We start from the raw sequence: 17,206 nt of genomic DNA on the forward strand, positions 1-17,206 counted from the left end.
GATTTTTAAAGGACTCACAATGGTCAGACCACGCAAAGGCAAGCGTAAGATGTTTATCAGCACCTTGCCGGGCGAACAGGTTGAAGTTTTGCTCGCCGAGGAAGGCGTAGTACAAGAGTACTATGTCGAGATGGTGCATCAGCAGAAAACAAAAGGTAACATCTACAAAGGTGTTATCAACAACATTGATACAAACCTTCAAGCAGCCTTCATCTCGTACGGTGCAGAAAAAAACGGTTTCCTTCAAATTGACGAAGTACATCCGGAATATTTTCTTGCGCCGCATGACCCGAACAAAGGGAAAAAATACCCGCCTATTCAAAAAGTTCTCAAAGCAGGACAAGAAATTCTGGTTCAGGTTGTTAAAGAGCCTACCGGAACAAAAGGCGCATTCCTTACCTCATACCTTTCCATTCCTGGGCGTTTCCTCGTTCTCACACCGGGACGCGAACAAATCGGCGTTTCCCGCAAGGTAGACGACGAAAAAGAACGTGCACGCCTTAAAGCAATTTTTGATGAACAGAAACCGGGTGATGATCTCGGCGTAATCGTTCGCACCGTCAGCATGGCACAACCGAAAACTTCATTGCTGCGGGACTTACGATTCCTCAAACGTATGTGGAAAGACGTACGTAAAAAAGCCACAACAGAAGAATCTCCTTCCCTTCTCTACCGTGAACGCGACCTTGCGACCCGTGCGGTACGCGATTACCTCACAGACGAAGTAGGCGAAGTATGGATTGATGATGAGGGCACCGCAGAAGCAGTGGAAGAATTTGCAGGACTCGTATTCCCACGCCGCGGCCTTCAGGTAAAAATCCACAATCAGCCGGAACTTTCCATGTGGGAACGATTCAATCTGCAAAAACAGCTTGAACAAATTTACTCCCGCGAAGTTGTATTGCCGTCCGGTGGACGTCTTGTCTTCGACCAGACTGAAGCACTTATGGCTATCGACATCAACTCCGGTAAGATTGCAGGAAAAACAAATTTCGAATCCATGGCGCTTAAAACCAACATGGAAGCAGCACAGACCATCGCACAGCAGCTAAAACTTCGCGACATCGGCGGTCAGGTTGTTATCGACTTTATTGAAATGCGCGACAGAAACCATTGGCGTGAAGTTGAAAAAACACTTCGCAACGCTATGAAACTTGATCGTGCACGCCATGATGTAGGTAAAATGAGCCGCTTCGGTCTGCTCCAGATTGTACGTCAGCGTCTCGGTTCCTCTGCGCTGTCTATCAGCACAGAAGTCTGTCCATGCTGTAACGGCTCCGGTTCCCGCAGGAACATGGAATGGCAGTCGTTACAGACTCTCAAAGACCTGCTGCGCCGCCTGCGTCACAACAAAGATGCATCTGCTAAATTTGAGCTTGAAGCTGAGCGCGAACTTGCGATGTACATGCTTAACCAAAAACGCGAACGTCTTCTCGAACTGGAAAAAACCTACAAGGTATCCATCGAGATTAAAATCGCCAAGGCATAGCAATGGCACGTGTTCTTTTGCATATGTGCTGCGGCCCCTGCTCCATTACAACGATCAAGGAGCTGCAAAGCGAAGGGCTGGAAGTTACCGGATTCTTCCACAACCCCAACGTTCACCCGACGAAAGAATATTTACGTCGACGTGAAGGGGCGATCGAAGTAGCCAGGCGGTTCAACATCAAAGTCATTATGCGGGATCAGGAATATGATCCGCAAAAATGGTTCAGAACCATGTGCTACAGAGAAGATAACCGCTGTTTCCACTGCTACGCTATGCGCATGGAACGCGCGTTCTCCATAGGACGCAAAGGCAATTTCGACTATGTGACCACTACCCTGCTGTATTCCAAGATGCAAAAGCACGAGGATATCAAAAAACTCGGGGAAGATATGGCACAAGGCGGTAGCGCCAAGTTCCTCTATCGCGATTTCCGCATCGGTTGGAAAGAAGGCATCGAAACCTCAAAAGACTGGGGCGTATATCGTCAGCAGTACTGCGGCTGCCTCTACTCCGAAGGTGAGCGTTACGCGAAAGAATTTAAAGAAACTTGTGGGCTGAAGAAGTAAGGCTGGGATGCCTTCGGCGAACCTACGGTGCTTTTGAGCCTCCGGCGGGTCTCCGACGGCTGGGCTGAAAACTTTGGAAAGTTTTCTCCCAGACCCCCTTTCAAACTTTTTACTTGCGAGGACGTTCGTCAGTTAAGTTCGCCTCGCGGCTTTTGCGCCACGACTTTAGTTATAAAATGGGGGCTGTTCTTACTAGAACAGCCCCTATTGTTTTTAAGGAAGGGAGAGTCCAGAGAGGGAAAACTCGTTTTTTCAAAAAACGTGGTTTCCCTCTTTGGTCGCCGAAGGCTCTACAACCCTACTCAATATGCCCCGGACCATCAAAGACGTCTGGAGAATTGGCAAGAGAACCTTTTTTCACCATGAACCATACGAAACAACCAATACTTGCTGCAATGCCTGCCCAGCATGAAACATCATACGGAAGGTTGAAACCAATTTTAGCATTAGCAAGATAGGTGCTGACTACGCCTGTCATAAAGACAGCAGGTACAACAGCGATCCAGTAGTTTTTGCCATGACGAACAAGGTAAACACCTGCTGTCCAAAGAACGACGGTTGCCAGTGTTGAGTTCGCGAAGCCGAAGTAACGCCAGATCACGGAGAACTCTGTTCTGGTGATGAGGAAGCCGATCACAAACAACGGCACAGCAATAAGAAGACGTTTAATGCCTTCTTTTTGCGGCATATTAAAGAAGTCAGCAATGATGAGACGAGCTGAACGGAACGCGGTATCACCAGAAGTAATCGGGAGTGCGATTACACCGATAATTGCGAGGAAACCGCCGATAGGTCCCATCAAGGTTACGGAAATCTGGTCAACAACTGCTGCCGGCCCGCCGTTTGAGATTACTGCCTGAAGTGCTTCTGGAGTTTTGTAGAATGTCATACCAAGGGTTGCCCAAACAAGAGCAATAAGGCCTTCACCGATCATTGCACCATAAAATACAGGACGTCCGCATTTTTCATCAGGAATACAACGGGACATCAATGGAGACTGTGTGGCGTGGAAGCCGGAAATAGCACCACATGCAATGGTAATGAAGATAAGTGGCCAGAGAGGCAGACCTTGCGGGTTAGTGTTCGCAAGAGAAAGACCGTTCGGATAAAACTCGTAGCCATCCCAAATCAGCATAAAGCTGAGGCCAACTGCCATGATGATAAGAGTCACAGCAAAAAGCGGATAGAGCCGACCGATAATTTTATCTACCGGAAGAATAGTTGCAACGAAGTAGTATCCGAAAATCAGAGCAGTCCATGCATATTTTGCATTAACTACGTCGTCGAAACCAAAACTGATTTTTTTGGCGAGCAGTTCAGCCGGCCCAAGAACGAATACAACACCTACGAGCAGGAGCAAAATGATGGAAAATACATTCATGAACTGCTTGGCAAATGAACCAAGGTTGTATCCGACGGCATCCGGAATAGATTTACCGTCGTAACGAACTGACATCATACCGGAAAAATAGTCATGCACGCCACCGGCAAAAATACTGCCGATTACAATCCATACAAGAGCAGTTGGACCGTAAAGCGCGCCGAGAATTGGACCAAAAATCGGTCCCAACCCTGCGATGTTCAGAAGCTGGATCAAGTATGCCTGCTTCTTGTTCATCTTAACAAAGTCTACGCCATCTTCCAGCCGACAAGCCGGAGTAGCCTTACACGTATCCGCACCAAAGTTAGCTTCTACCACTTTACTGTAGACTAGGTACCCTACAATAAGCGCAGCCACCGCTAAAAAGAAATAGACCATATCCTTCTCCTATAATTACTTTTTCACCAAAAGTGGGTACTGACGTACGGTGAATAAAAATAACCTATAGATCCAGTATAAGATAACAGAGAAGGAAAAGTCACACGTTTTTCTAGAACCATTGACGTAGAAAATAAAAAACAAAGGGAAAGCCCGATTAATCAGGCTTTCCCTTTATTTACTAACAGTGTTCACACACTCCGTCTTGTCGAAGCTTGTGAATGTATAACTTTACTCTTCAGAAGTTATCTGCGGGAGCATCTTCATAAGGTGCTCTCTCACATCAAATACAAACTGATTGAGAAGGTTTGAGCGATATTTTTGTCTGTTCATTACTGCGAACAGGCTTCGTTTAAAACGGATTCCTTCAAGCTGCACAGGGAACAACTCCCCTTTTGCGAGCTCTCTCTGGAAAGAGAACGGCGACATACAACTCAGCGTACCCGGATTTTTCAATACAGATTTAATGGCTTCCATATGCTCCAGCTCCATAAAGATATTTAAATCTTTTTTGGCCTGTCCCAAATGTTTCCACATTGTCTGACGAGTGCCGGACCCTTTTTCACGCAGAATCCAATCCAGATCAAGTAACTCAGAAAGTTGGTATTCCTGCAACCCCGCCATGTAGCGGTCTGCGGTTACAACAACCAGCTCTTCTTTATAAATTTCTTCAAATTCTGCGGAACGAGATTCATAATCACCCTCGATAAAACCAAGGTTGATCTCGCCACTTTCGACCTGCTCAACAACTTGTTCAGAGTTAAAGTTTATAACTTCAACCTGACTCTGAGGATATTTGGTTTTAAACGCATACAGCACCTGAGGCAGAATGTAGTCCGCAAAGGTAGAGCTGGCACCAACTCGAAGCACACCCGCCATTCTATCACGTTTAAATAACGTTTCTACATCGCGTATTTGCTCAAATGCAGGCTCAAGGCACTCCATAAGAATTTTACCATTCTCGTTGGGTACGAGCCTGTTGCTGATTCGGTCGAACAATCGTTCACCCACAGTCTGCTCTAATGCTTTAATCGCCATTGATACCGCTGAGTGTGTCAGAAAGTGTTCCTGAGCCACTGCACCAATGTGCGGATTACGCATAAGCGAAAGGAATAATTCGATTTGCCTGATGGTAATATTCATAGGATCCTCTTTCAAAAAAAATGAATGAATCTTTCAATATTATAAACTTGAAATTAAATCTACTCCGGTTATTGTCTCTTTACAGCGCGAATTCAACTATCTTGCGAGTACTGCCATATTTTGTAAGATATGTAGAATATATATGACCTTCTTCCTCCTTTTTGTTGAAAAATCTCCTGTACCACGAGCGGGAGATTTTTTCTTTTGCAGGCGTATCTCTCGCTGTAGAACACTCTGAAATTACTAGCATATTTCAGACTACAACGTGAGAGATATTCAAAGGAGTGCGCTTTTCCGGTGCACACACTGGAAAAGCGTTGCTCCTTGGAGTTTCGCTTTTTGGTTGAGACAAGTATGTGCGGTGCCCGATCCCCTTTATCTTACAACAGGTACATTAACGTGTATATGTTTAATGAGATATTGCAGAGTCGAAGCAGACAGCACGCGTAATCAACCATTTACACCATGAGCTGCCCCTCATGGTGTTTATTGGAATTTCCCGGGTCTTTTGAGTTTTTTATTGAGCAGGTTCTTTTTACCCTATGCGCAACAGCTTTGAGTCTGGAGACAATGCACGTTCTGTGCCCGGACTTATTAGCAAGAAAATGCTCATGTACAGAAAGTATACCGTACATCGCACATTGATAACTTAAGCCTTGATAACGCCTGCATAGGAACGTTTGTTCCACGCAGTGGGCATTTTAGTTATCTTTTGTAGGTTCGCTTTTGCACTTCAAAAGACTCGGGAATCCCAAAAACTCTTCTTTGCCTTCGGGCCTTCTTTTTTCCTTTTCCATACATTCAATACAGGTTTGCCTTGTCACACCTGTTCTTTTCGGCTGCATCACTTTCTATCCATTGTGTGTCACACCATACTTTGATATAGCCGCCCTGTTTATTTGACCAATCTACTCTCAAAAAAGACAATACACTGACATTACAGGAAGTTTTTCCTTTTCACATGTGCACTCAACCATGCACTTTTTGTTTATCCATATAATTTACCAATATAATTGGGATACTATGTGGATTTGTTTGTTTTTTTTGCCTATTATCGCACAACTAAAAACTTTTTTGGAACTTGTATGGAGGATGAATAATGACTTCTAGCACCATTACTCTGCACGCCCCCGCAAAAACCAAGTCTCAAGGACGACTGGATGTACTCCAGATGCTTTCAGGCGTTCTGCTGATTCTCTTTTTATGGGCGCACATGCTGCTTGTTTCCAGTGTTCTAATTAGCCCGAGCCTTATGAATGCCATCGCATGGTTCTTTGAAGCTACTTATATGGCGCAGGTCGGAGGCCCTCTCATCGGTCTTCTCATCTTCACACACTTCCTGCTTGCAGCACGTAAGATGCCGTGGAAGGCTTCAGAATCAGAAGCTTTCTTTAAACACAGTGTCATGATGAAGCACCGTGATACATGGATGTGGCTCGTACAGGTAGGAACCGCACTGCTCATCTTGGTTATGGCAGGCATCCATATGTGGGTTGTCCTTACAGATCTGCCTATCTCTGCAGTAAAAAGTGCTGCGCGTATTCAGCACGGCGGTTGGCTTCCATTTTATCTCATCCTTCTTCCTATTGCAGAAGTTCATGTCGGCATTGGCTTCTACCGCATCGGAGTCAAATACGGCGTAATCACTGCCGATAACCGTGCATGGTACAAGCGAAGAGAAAACGCACTTATGGGCGGCTTTATCTTTATCGGTCTCATCACCCTTATTCGATTCATGTACCTGCCTCTGCACAGCGGCATGTAAGCTAAAAGGAATATTTGTATGCAAATTTTCTACACCGACTTATTATGCATCGGCGCAGGTCTGGCCGGAGAACGTGTGGCTGTTGAGGCTGCTAAAGCTGGTTTCGATGCCACTTGTCTTTCCATTGTTCCTCCTCGCCGCTCTCATTCTTCTGCTGCCCAAGGCGGTATGCAGGCTGCCCTTGGAAACTGCGTTATGGGCGAAGGCGACTCACCGGACGTCCACTTTGCAGATACAGTAAAAGGTTCTGACTGGGGATGTGATCAGGAAGTTGCACGTATTTTTGCCGACACTGCACCAATTGTTATGCGTGAAGTTGCTCACTGGGGGGTTCCATGGAACCGCGTAGAACAAGGACCGGCAACCTACTATAAGGGCGGCAAACCTTTTGAGGCTGTGGAAAGCAAAGAAAAACATGGCCTGATTCATGCCCGTGCATTTGGTGGTACTGCCAAATGGCGTACTTGTTACACAGCAGACGGCACAGGCCGCTCTGTACTGAATACACTCGACTCCATGTGCCTGCGCTACAATGTAAATATCCATGACCGCACACAGGCTGAAGCACTCATCCATGATGGTGAGAACTGCATCGGCGCTATTGTCCGCTGTCTGCGCACGGGCGAACTCATGGCCTATTTCGCAACAGCGACATTAATTGCTACCGGTGGATACGGTCGCATCTACAAGGCAACAACAAACGCTGTTATTTGCGATGGCGGCGGTCAGATTGCCGCACTGGAAACCGGTCTTGTTCCTCTCGGCAACATGGAAGCAATCCAATTCCACCCGACAGGCACAGTGCCAACAGATATTCTTGTAACAGAAGGTTGCCGCGGTGACGGCGGAACGCTTCTCGATGTTAATGAATACCGCTTTATGCCGGACTATGAACCGGAAAAAGCTGAACTGGCATCCCGCGACGTTGTTTCCAGACGTATGCAAGAGCATATGGCCAAAGGCTTCGGCGTTAAATCTCCATACGGCGACCACCTCTGGTTAGACATCCGTCATCTGGGCGAAAAGCATATCACCACAAAGCTTCGTGAAGTCTATGACATCTGCACCAGCTTCCTTGGCGTAAACCCAATTACCGGACTGATTCCGGTTCGCCCTACACAACATTACTCCATGGGTGGCGTACGTACCGATAAAGACGGTGCAGCATACGGACTGACAGGACTTTTCTCTGCCGGTGAAGCAGCATGCTGGGACATGCACGGCTTCAACCGTCTCGGCGGTAACTCATTAGCAGAAACCGTTGTTGCAGGTCGCTACGTCGGGAAAAAAGTAGTGGAATTCCTGCAAGGTCATTCTGTAGATTTTAAACAAAGCGCTCTGCGTGACGCCCACAGTAAAGTCGAGAGCCACATCAAACGTCTTGCCAACGGCTCAGGAAAAGAATCTGCCATCACTCTGCGAGATGAAATGCAAGATATAATGATGGACTACGTAGGAATCTTCCGTAATGGTAAGGACCTGCAGACAGCAGTCGACAAACTGGAAGAACTGCACGCACGTTCCATGAACATAGGTCTGCAAGGCAGCGCCATCGGGTTTAATCCGGAAATCTCTCTGGCATTGCGCATACCGGGTATGATTAAGCTCGCTCAGTGCACCGCTTTCGGCGCTCTTAAGCGAACTGAATCCCGTGGTGCTCACACACGTGAAGATTTTCCGGAACGTAACGATAAAGAGTGGCTCAACAGAACATTGGCATACTGGAAAGAAGGCGATTCCCTGCCGACTCTCAAATACGAAGATGCCTCACCTTACTTTGAAATTCCTCCGGGAGAACGCGGATACGGCGGCGGTAAAATCATTAAAGCCGACATACCAGCTGAAAAGCTGCGCGTTCCTGAAGCCGAAGAATCCAATAACTCCGCACCAGCGGACGATACAAAGTAAGGGAGTTACTTATGAGCCGTCGTCTCCATATCGAAGTTTTCCGTTATAACCCGCTCGACCCGAATTCTGAACCGCATATGGAATCATTTCATATCGATGAATACGACTCCATGACCCTGTTTATTGCGCTGAATATTATCCGCGACCAGCACGACGCGACATTGCAGTTTGATTTCTGCTGCCGCGCAGGTATCTGCGGTTCATGCGGCATGGTTATTAACGGACGCCCCGGCCTTGCTTGTCATACACAGACAAAAGACCTGCCTGATCATATTGTCCTGCATCCATTACCGGTTTTCAAACTGATCGGTGATCTTTCCGTAGACACTGGAGTATGGTTCCGTGACGCCGGAAAACGTATTGAAGCGTGGGTGCACAATGATCATGATGAATTTGATCCAATGCAGGAAGAAGCCCGCATGGAAAACTCACTTGCGAACGAAATATTCGAGCTTGACCGATGTGTAGAATGCGGTTGCTGCATTTCTGCCTGCGGCACAGCCCGTATGCGTCCGGACTTCCTTGGTGCAGCCGCCATTGCCCGCGTTGCCCGTTTCTATCTAGACCCTCGTGACGAAAGAAACGAAGAAAACTACTACGAAGTTATCGGTAACGATCAGGGTGTATTCGGCTGCATGGGACTGCTTGGCTGCGAAGACGTTTGTCCTAAACATATTCCTTTACAGGATCAGCTTGGCATCATGCGCCGTATGCTTGCCCTGCACTCTGTAAAAGGAATTCTGCCTAAAGCGCTGATTAACAAACTCTCGCATAAGGGATGTTGCCATGAGAACCATAAAGGCTGAAACAATTCATGATGCAGTGGTAAACCTTGTTCTTACCGCTGCCCGCTACCTGCCTGAAGACGTGAAACAGGCAATTGCAGATGCACGGGAAAATGAAGATTCTGCATCTGCACGGGAAATTCTCGGGCAGTTGCTGGAAAACGCAGAACTTGCCGCGACATCCGGCCTGCCATTATGTCAGGATACCGGTGTGGGAATATTCTTTGTTGAACTTGGTGATCAAGTTCACGTTGAAGGGAATATTATCGATATAATCAACAACGCGATGGTTGAAGGGTACGAAAAAGGACTGCTTCGTAAATCACTGTGTCATCCGCTTACACGCGCCAACACCGGTGATAACTCTCCGGCAGTTGTACATGTTGATATTGTTCCGGGCGACAAAATCCACATTAAACATATGGCAAAAGGCGGCGGTTCTGAAAACATGTCCCGCTGCACAATGCTGACTCCGGCTCAAGGGTGGGAAGGGATCAAAGAATTTGTCGTGCGACGCATGGCAGAAGCAGGCCCAAACCCCTGTCCTCCAACCATAGTCGGTGTAGGCATCGGCGGTACGTTTGATCTTGCTCCGAGCCTTGCAAAAAAAGCTCTCTTCCGTCCACTCAGTGAACCGAATCCCGATCCGGAACTGGCCAAAATGGAAGAAGAACTGCTTGAAGAAATCAACAAACTCGGCATCGGCCCTATGGGGCTTGGTGGTAAAACAACCAGCCTTGGTGTTAAAATTGAAATGCGCCCCTGCCACATTGCAAGTCTGCCGCTTGCGGTAAACGTGCAGTGTCACTCTTCACGCATCAAGGAGGTCGAAATCTAATGGCTACCTATGAAATGACCGCCCCGCTTTGTGATGAGGATGTCAAAAAGCTTAAAGCCGGTGACGTGGTAAAGCTGACAGGTACAATCTACACCGCTCGAGATGCTGCACATAAACGGTTATGCGACATGCTTGATAACGGTGAAGAGCTTCCTTTTGAGTTGAAAGGTGCTGTTATCTATTATGTAGGCCCAAGTCCGGCACCGGAAGGCCGACCTATCGGCTCCGCCGGCCCGACCACCAGCTACAGAATGGATTCCTACGCCCCTCGACTGCACAGTCTGGGTGTGAAGGCCACAATAGGCAAAGGAAAGCGCAGTGCGGAAGTTCGCAAAGCAATGGAAGAGTATGTCGGTGTATACTTTGGCGCCACAGGTGGTGCCGGTGCATTACTTTCCCAGTGTATTGACGAAGCTGAAGTTATCGCTTTTGACGATCTGGGACCGGAAGCAATACGCAAATTGACCGTAACAAACTTTCCACTGCTAGTCGTAAACGACTGTCACGGAAATGAACAGTACGCAAAGCCGAACTTTGACTTCTAACAATAGAAGCGATCACCATACCGGTACATGTAGTCTGTGCTGAAGCGCGCACAAGAATTGTGCAATTGAGTACAGCAACAATATATGTTGTGCCAGTATGTATACATAACATCGAATGCCAACCACATTCATTTGTTGTCTATGTAAACCACAACAGTGCTGCTTCGGAGTAATCTGAAGCAGCACATCACAAACCACAACTGGGAATTGAGTACGGTTCGTTGTAACGCGATTCAGCCGGAACGTGCAGTCATGCAAGCGAAACGACATTCCCACGTCCACGGATTCCATTGTCAGCGAAGCTAATAACGCTGTTCAAATTTCTTGGCTGCATGTTATTGCTTCACTAGTCAATGACTGCCGTGTTAGGAGAATACTTATCTTGCTGCACGTCGTATAGTTAGCCGGTGCGTACGGGGCGCTCCCCGCATCTCTGGCGCACTTTGCTGCGACATCCAGATACATCAAAACTTGTCAGGGGTTTTCATGTATCTTCATTCACAGCCATCTTCATTGATGAAATCTAACGAACGACAATTGTTCTAGGCCCCGATACGTATACTGTTATCGGCTGCAATCGGTTCGGCCTTTTTTCAAGGCTGACATGCGCTACAAACGCACTAACATTTCCATCGTCGCTGTATTGTCTCACACGGTGGAACAGGTATGATTATGGCTAATAAAATTCTTAAAAAAGAACAGTTAATCCCAGGACAAACCAGCAAGCTGGTTATTGATGCACCGCATATTGCGGCTAAAGCTAAGCCCGGCAACTTTGTTATCTTACGTGTAACGGAGAAGGGCGAACGCATTCCACTTACTATTGCTGACACTGACACTGAAAACGGTACCATTACCATTGTGTATCTGGTACTCGGCAAGTCAACAGCGTTACTTGAGCAGCTTAACGAAGGCGATGAAATCCTCGACCTTTGCGGCCCGCTCGGAAAAGCTACCGATCTCCATACTGGCGGCACTGTTATCTGTGTCGGCGGCGGTACCGGTATTGCTGCTATGCATCATATTGCGAAGGGTCACCACGAAGCTGGCAACCATGTTGTTGCTATCATCGGCGCCCGTAACAAAGACCTCTTGCTGTTTGAAAATGAACTCAAAGAGTTCTGTCCGGAAGTTCTCATCTCCACAGATGACGGCTCCTACGGTCATCACGGCCTTGTAACTGAACTGTTGAAAGACCGCCTTGAAAAAGACGACTCTGTTATCGAAGTAGTAGCAGTTGGTCCTGTACCAATGATGGCTGCTGTTTCTAAGACTACCGAACCTTTCGGTACCCCTACCACCGTTAGCCTTAACTCCATTATGGTTGACGGTGTCGGTATGTGCGGCGCATGCCGTGTTACCGTAGGCGGAGAAACCAAGTTTGCTTGCGTAGACGGCCCTGAATTTGACGGCCACAAAGTAGACTTTGGTGAATTACGACAGAGACTGGCAGCATTTTCCTGCCATGAAAAAGAATCTTTCGACCATCACTGCAGGTGCAAGTGCAATGACAACAGCTAAAAAGACTAAAAAACAGATTGCCCCGCGCGTACCAATGCCTAACCAGCCGGCTGAAGAGCGCGCCCGCAACTTTAAAGAAGTGGCTCTTGGTTACACCAAAGAAATGGCAATGGAAGAAGCTTCCCGTTGTCTGAACTGTAAGAAACCTAAATGCGTACAGGGCTGCCCTGTACAGGTTCCTATTGCAGATTTCATTGCTGAAGTAGCCAAAGGCGATATTGAAAAAGCCTACTCCATCATCAAAAGCACAAACAGCCTCCCTGCTATCTGTGGTCGTGTTTGTCCGCAGGAAATTCAGTGCGAAGGAGCCTGTATTCTTAATGCTAAAGAGCAGCCGATTGCTATCGGTCGCCTTGAGCGTTTTGTTGCTGATGAATACATGCATATGGACGCATGTGACCTCATCAGCGCTAAGCCTGAGTGTCCTTTCATTGATGAAGAGAAAAAAGTTGCCTGTATCGGCTCCGGCCCTTCCAGCCTTACTGTTGCCGGCTACCTCGCAAGCCGTGGTTGCAAAGTAACTATTTTTGAAGCTCTTCACGAAGTAGGTGGCGTACTTGTTTACGGTATTCCTGAATTCCGTCTGCCTAAAGAAGATATTGTTGCTAAAGAAGTCGGTGCACTTAAAGACCTTCAGGTTGATTTTGTTACCAACTATGTCGGCGGCAAAACCTTCTCTATCGAAGATCTGAAAGCACAGGGCTACAAGGCTGTATTCATCGGTGTTGGCGCAGGCCTGCCTCGCTTCCTGAATATTTCCGGTGAAAACCTTTGCGGTGTATTCTCCGCAAACGAATACCTCACCCGTGTCAACTTAGGTCGTGCATACGACTTCCCTAACTACGATACCCCGATCATCAAAGGCCGCAAGGTTACTGTTTACGGTGGTGGTAACGTAGCAATGGATGCCGCACGAACTGCTCAACGACTCGGTGCGGAATCAGTACACATTGTGTACCGTCGTACTGCCGACGCTATGCCTGCTCGACATGAAGAAATTGAACATGCTGTAGAAGAAGGCATTATCCTTGAAGTACTTGCGAACCCTACTGAGTTCAAAGGTGACGACAAAGGCAACCTTGCTTCTGTTACTCTGCAGAAAATGAAAATGGGTGAACCGGATGAGTCCGGCCGTCGCCGTCCTCTGCCGATTGAAGGTGAAACATACGAACTGGAAACAGACCTCGCTGTTATCGCTGTTGGTACTCGACCTAACCCTGTTCTTCTGGAAAATGAACCAGACTTGAAGTTAAACAAATGGGGTTATGTTGAAGTAGACGAAGACACCAATGAAACTTCAATATCTGATGTATATGCAGGTGGTGACATTGTTACCGGCGCTGCAACAGTTATTCTTGCAATGGGTGCAGGCCGTAAAGCTGCACAGGAAATTGCTCGCCGTCTCGGTGTAGAAAACTAGTTTTCATCAAAAAAATCCTTAAAAGAGGCAGTCTTCGGGCTGCCTCTTTTTTTGTCTTCTTGAATTTCAAACTGTTCAAATCAAAATACCGATTTATATAATTTTTTCAGGAAAAATATAACGTTTTATTTTTTTACGCCGATAGGTTTTGAACGGGGACACAATAATCATTTTCTGCACAAGAATGATCAAAAAAAACTGCCACTCAACTCATGACCACGCGGGAGGGAAGCAATGAAGTTCAACCTTAAGGCGCAGCTCTTACTACCGACATTGCTCATCATCATTGTCGGAATGGGAACTGCCTCATTTCTATCATTCAAAGAAGCCAAATCTATCTTAGAAAAGACTATGATTGACCAGTCTGAACAGATTGGCAAAAGTCTTCAAACTCAAATCACCTACTGGGTTGGAGATATTGAAAAAGATCTTTCAATTGCAGCAGGTAACGGGTCTATTAAACGAGCTCTTTTGAGTGACGGCTTAAACCAAACGGCCTATATTCGAGCTACATCATATTTCCAAAACATGGTTAAAGAGTACGAATACTACCAAGCTGTAGGTATCGTAAATAAAGATGGTATTAATACCGTATACTCTGATGTTAATTTGGTAGGGAAAATCGATATCAGTGATCGGGAATACTTCAAAAAAGCCATGCAAGGCTCAATTGCTATTTCCGACGCAATCAGCAGTAAAAGTACTGGTAAGCCAATCTTTGTTATTGCCATTCCAATTGCGGATCGCGGTAAAACCGTTGGTGCTGTTATCGGTATTGTAAAGCTTACCACGTTCTCCAACGACTACATCAAACCTATTAAAATGGGTAAAACAGGCTATGCGTTCCTGATGGCTAACTCTGGCTTCCTCTGTGCGCACCCTGACCCGACAACAATTTTAAAATCAAGACTCACTGACTTTGATTGGGGCAAAAAGCTTACAGCTAATGACTCCGGTACAATACGCTATGAATGGCGCGGAATTGAAAAAATCGTAACATACCGTAAAGAGCCTATCACCGGATGGCGCATTGGTATTGCTACAAACGTTGATGATATTTTCTCATCCATTGTTTCAATCCGTAATTCAAACTTTATTACAGCATCAATCGTAGTACTGTTTACCGGTCTTGTTATCTTCTTCATTGTTCACAAGATTGTCGCAGCACTTATTAAAAGTGTACGCTTTGCGGAAGCTGTAGCTGAAGGTTCCTTAGATCAGGAACTTGATGTTGATCGCAAAGATGAAATTGGTGTGCTTGCCGGCGCATTAAGCAAGATGACAGTAAATCTTCGCAAAATGATTAAAACAGCGGAACAGAAATCTGAAGAAGCCGAACAGGAATCCCAGCGGGCACATGTTGCTATGCAGGAAGCTGATGAAGCTCGTCAGGAAGCAGAAAAAGCAAAACGCGAAGGTATGCTCCAAGCCGCAGCACAGCTTGAGGCAATTGTTGAGCATATTACAACAACAGCGACAGAACTTGCCGCACAGATTGACGAATCCAGCCGCGGTGCTGAATTACAGCTTGAGCGAACCAGCGAAACAGCTACTGCCATTGAAGAAATGAATGCGACCGTGCTTGAAGTTGCACGCAATGCCACAGCAGCGGCCTCACATGCTGATGATTCTAAATTGAAGGCTGAAGAAGGTCAGGATGTGGTATCCTCAGTGGTTCAATCCATTGATGAAGTTAATGACCGCTCTGTGCAGCTTACAGAAAGCCTTGGTTCCCTCGGCGATCGCGCTGAAGACATCGGCAGTGTTATGACTGTAATTACAGACATTGCTGACCAGACTAACCTTCTGGCATTGAACGCAGCAATTGAAGCTGCCCGTGCAGGCGAGGCTGGTCGCGGCTTTGCCGTAGTAGCAGACGAAGTACGTAAGCTTGCAGAAAAGACAATGCAGGCCACTCGCGAAGTAGAAGAAGCCATTCAGGCAATTCAGGTTGCTTCAAAAGATAATATTGAAGGAATGCAGGCAACGTCCAAGGTTGTTGTTCACTCAACAGGCCTTGCAAACGAAGCAGGCGAGTCTTTGCGGGCAATCGTTGAAGTTGCCATTGCAAACGCCGATCAGGTTCGTTCTATCGCTTCTGCAAGTGAAGAGCAGTCTGCGACATCCGAACAGATTGGACGCAGCTCCGACGAAATCAACCGCATTGCAATGGAAACCGCTTCTGCCATGCGCGAATCTGCCATTGCAGTAAATGAACTGGCTGAAATGACACAAAAGCTTCAGCAGGTTGTTATCGAGTTGAAATCTTAACTCTTCCCGAACAAGGTTGCTGCCAGATACCCACTCTGAACGCACCGACGACCATAAAAAAGGCTGTTCTACTCAATAGAACAGCCTTTTTCTTTATGTAAATCAATCAGGGCACTAAAAAGAACAAGTGCCGACAGAAAACGTTTGCTGATACGCCCTCTTTGCTTAAGACAGGTACTTTGACAGCACTCTGGTCTTATTTCAGACGATTATTCGTCGTCTTTATTTTTTGCTTTATGGGCTCGGGCAAGGGTAATACCGGCAACAAAACCGGGAACCATGCCTAGCGCAATCGCACGGGGAAGGTTGGGAAGAAAACCGACAAGATATCCAATGATACCGATGGATGCCCCGATAAATATGCCTCGAACTACAAAATTTGGTGCTTCTTTAGACATGGTTACTCCTTACATTGCGCCGCATGGTACGGTGAGCCATGTGTGAGTGTCAATTGACTATTCTGAGACTTCTCATACCCCTTAGGTACATCTGCCTACGTTTCCTTTTCCCCAGATTCTGCCTTTTTCTCTGAACTTTCTACCGTTGTAATCTTCTGCATTGTCTCCAATGAACAACGTTGCAACGCAATGTACTTAATCCGCCAAGGCCCTTTCACGATATCGCCCTGTGCCTTCTTCGCAATTGCTTTCAGCATTCCTTTAAATATTACAAGGTGTACTGGAAACAACGAATACCAATACATCATTCCCCACAATCCGCGAGGATGAAAATAGGCAATCATCCTAAGCTCTGTTACCATTTCTCCTTTTTCACCATTCGGGATAGGGAGCAAGGTAAACTCCAATAACGCCTCACCGGGAAGTTTCATTTCTGCAAGAAGTAACAAACGTCTGTTCTGTTGGATATCCAGTACACGCCAGAAATCCAGAGCATCGCCGATATACAATTCGTCCGGATCACGTCGACCACGCCGAAGCCCGGGACCTCCGACCATTTTGTCCATAAATCCACGAATACGCCACAGATAGTCATCTTTATACCATCCGTTCGTACCGCCGATGCACTTCACAACATTCCATACCTGTTCCATGGTATCGCGTATCTGCACGGCATGAGCTGAATAAAGCGTAGTACCTCCGGCATATGCACTGTCACCGCAGGTAACCCATTCTGGAATTTCCGGTTCCCCTGCATCAGTCCAGCTGGTATCAACGGTCTGCTGCCGGACACGGGTC

14 protein-coding genes are annotated in these 17,206 nt (G+C 46.8%); 10 read left to right on the forward strand and 4 right to left on the reverse strand.

Translation table 11 applies throughout. From position 1 onward, the window contains the following. Window positions 1-19: 19 nt before the first annotated feature. Window positions 20-1,489: an Rne/Rng family ribonuclease gene (locus QZY95_RS14615; protein WP_290924854.1), complete on the forward strand. Its 1,470-nt coding sequence runs from the start codon at window positions 20-22 to the stop codon at window positions 1,487-1,489. A gap of 2 nt (window positions 1,490-1,491) precedes the next feature. Then, window positions 1,492-2,055, forward strand: coding sequence for an epoxyqueuosine reductase QueH (locus tag QZY95_RS14620; RefSeq protein WP_290924855.1), 564 nt, complete (start codon window positions 1,492-1,494; stop codon window positions 2,053-2,055). A 298-nt stretch (window positions 2,056-2,353) separates the two neighbouring features. On the opposite strand, the gene QZY95_RS14625 is transcribed toward QZY95_RS14620, so the two are convergent. Both QZY95_RS14625 and QZY95_RS14630 read right to left on the reverse strand, forming a co-directional pair. Further along, window positions 2,354-3,814, reverse strand: a complete 1,461-nt coding sequence (locus tag QZY95_RS14625; RefSeq protein ID WP_290924858.1) for a carbon starvation protein A — start codon at window positions 3,812-3,814, stop codon at window positions 2,354-2,356. Window positions 3,815-4,045: 231 nt separating this feature from the next. Then, window positions 4,046-4,957 (reverse strand): LysR family transcriptional regulator, encoded by a 912-nt coding sequence (locus tag QZY95_RS14630; RefSeq protein WP_290924860.1) that lies wholly within the window; start codon window positions 4,955-4,957, stop codon window positions 4,046-4,048. A gap of 1,099 nt (window positions 4,958-6,056) precedes the next feature. On the opposite strand from QZY95_RS14630, the gene QZY95_RS14635 reads away from it, so the two are divergent. From QZY95_RS14635 to QZY95_RS14670, 8 genes are all read left to right on the forward strand, one after another. Further along, window positions 6,057-6,722 carry a succinate dehydrogenase/fumarate reductase cytochrome b subunit gene (locus tag QZY95_RS14635; protein ID WP_290924862.1) on the forward strand — a complete coding sequence of 222 codons (666 nt, stop codon included), beginning with the start codon at window positions 6,057-6,059 and terminating at the stop codon, window positions 6,720-6,722. A gap of 18 nt (window positions 6,723-6,740) precedes the next feature. Beyond that, window positions 6,741-8,630: a fumarate reductase flavoprotein subunit gene (locus QZY95_RS14640; protein ID WP_290924864.1), complete on the forward strand. Its 1,890-nt coding sequence runs from the start codon at window positions 6,741-6,743 to the stop codon at window positions 8,628-8,630. 11 nt (window positions 8,631-8,641) lie between these two features. Beyond that, on the forward strand, window positions 8,642-9,436 hold the full coding sequence (locus tag QZY95_RS14645) for a fumarate reductase iron-sulfur subunit (RefSeq protein ID WP_290924865.1): 795 nt from the start codon (window positions 8,642-8,644) through the stop codon (window positions 9,434-9,436). Next, window positions 9,417-10,253: a fumarate hydratase gene (locus QZY95_RS14650; protein WP_290924866.1), complete on the forward strand. Its 837-nt coding sequence runs from the start codon at window positions 9,417-9,419 to the stop codon at window positions 10,251-10,253. Before QZY95_RS14645 ends, QZY95_RS14650 begins: the two co-directional genes overlap by 20 nt. Then, window positions 10,253-10,798, forward strand: coding sequence for a Fe-S-containing hydro-lyase (locus QZY95_RS14655; RefSeq protein WP_290924868.1), 546 nt, complete (start codon window positions 10,253-10,255; stop codon window positions 10,796-10,798). The genes QZY95_RS14650 and QZY95_RS14655 overlap by 1 nt, the downstream gene beginning before the upstream one ends. A 672-nt stretch (window positions 10,799-11,470) precedes the next feature. Then, window positions 11,471-12,319: a sulfide/dihydroorotate dehydrogenase-like FAD/NAD-binding protein gene (locus tag QZY95_RS14660; RefSeq protein ID WP_290924870.1), complete on the forward strand. Its 849-nt coding sequence runs from the start codon at window positions 11,471-11,473 to the stop codon at window positions 12,317-12,319. Beyond that, window positions 12,306-13,739 (forward strand): NADPH-dependent glutamate synthase, encoded by a 1,434-nt coding sequence (gltA, locus tag QZY95_RS14665; RefSeq protein ID WP_290924879.1) that lies wholly within the window; start codon window positions 12,306-12,308, stop codon window positions 13,737-13,739. The genes QZY95_RS14660 and gltA overlap by 14 nt, the downstream gene beginning before the upstream one ends. Window positions 13,740-13,973: 234 nt before the next feature. Then, window positions 13,974-16,010, forward strand: coding sequence for a methyl-accepting chemotaxis protein (locus tag QZY95_RS14670; RefSeq protein ID WP_290924872.1), 2,037 nt, complete (start codon window positions 13,974-13,976; stop codon window positions 16,008-16,010). 209 nt (window positions 16,011-16,219) lie between these two features. Here the strand turns inward: QZY95_RS14670 and QZY95_RS14675 are convergent, their stop codons facing one another. Together QZY95_RS14675 and QZY95_RS14680 are read right to left on the reverse strand one after the other, a co-directional pair. Further along, window positions 16,220-16,408: a hypothetical protein gene (locus QZY95_RS14675; protein ID WP_290924873.1), complete on the reverse strand. Its 189-nt coding sequence runs from the start codon at window positions 16,406-16,408 to the stop codon at window positions 16,220-16,222. A 95-nt stretch (window positions 16,409-16,503) separates the two neighbouring features. After that, on the reverse strand, window positions 16,504-17,206 hold a 703-nt coding region (locus tag QZY95_RS14680), incomplete at its 5' end, for a DUF2867 domain-containing protein (RefSeq protein WP_290924875.1).

The organism is Halodesulfovibrio sp. (assembly GCF_015482765.1).
In the GTDB taxonomy this organism is placed as follows: Bacteria; Desulfobacterota; Desulfovibrionia; order Desulfovibrionales; family Desulfovibrionaceae; genus Halodesulfovibrio.

What these genes read in the sequence shown, in the direction of transcription:
- QZY95_RS14615 (WP_290924854.1), top strand. Translation starts at nt 20, where the DNA reads ATGGTCAGACCACGCAAAGGCAAGCGTAAGATGTTTATCAGCACCTTG.
- QZY95_RS14620 (WP_290924855.1), top strand. Translation starts at nt 1,492, where the DNA reads ATGGCACGTGTTCTTTTGCATATGTGCTGCGGCCCCTGCTCCATTACA.
- QZY95_RS14625 (WP_290924858.1), bottom strand. Translation starts at nt 3,814, where the DNA reads ATGGTCTATTTCTTTTTAGCGGTGGCTGCGCTTATTGTAGGGTACCTA.
- QZY95_RS14630 (WP_290924860.1), bottom strand. Translation starts at nt 4,957, where the DNA reads ATGAATATTACCATCAGGCAAATCGAATTATTCCTTTCGCTTATGCGT.
- QZY95_RS14635 (WP_290924862.1), top strand. Translation starts at nt 6,057, where the DNA reads ATGACTTCTAGCACCATTACTCTGCACGCCCCCGCAAAAACCAAGTCT.
- QZY95_RS14640 (WP_290924864.1), top strand. Translation starts at nt 6,741, where the DNA reads ATGCAAATTTTCTACACCGACTTATTATGCATCGGCGCAGGTCTGGCC.
- QZY95_RS14645 (WP_290924865.1), top strand. Translation starts at nt 8,642, where the DNA reads ATGAGCCGTCGTCTCCATATCGAAGTTTTCCGTTATAACCCGCTCGAC.
- QZY95_RS14650 (WP_290924866.1), top strand. Translation starts at nt 9,417, where the DNA reads ATGAGAACCATAAAGGCTGAAACAATTCATGATGCAGTGGTAAACCTT.
- QZY95_RS14655 (WP_290924868.1), top strand. Translation starts at nt 10,253, where the DNA reads ATGGCTACCTATGAAATGACCGCCCCGCTTTGTGATGAGGATGTCAAA.
- QZY95_RS14660 (WP_290924870.1), top strand. Translation starts at nt 11,471, where the DNA reads ATGGCTAATAAAATTCTTAAAAAAGAACAGTTAATCCCAGGACAAACC.
- gltA (WP_290924879.1), top strand. Translation starts at nt 12,306, where the DNA reads ATGACAACAGCTAAAAAGACTAAAAAACAGATTGCCCCGCGCGTACCA.
- QZY95_RS14670 (WP_290924872.1), top strand. Translation starts at nt 13,974, where the DNA reads ATGAAGTTCAACCTTAAGGCGCAGCTCTTACTACCGACATTGCTCATC.
- QZY95_RS14675 (WP_290924873.1), bottom strand. Translation starts at nt 16,408, where the DNA reads ATGTCTAAAGAAGCACCAAATTTTGTAGTTCGAGGCATATTTATCGGG.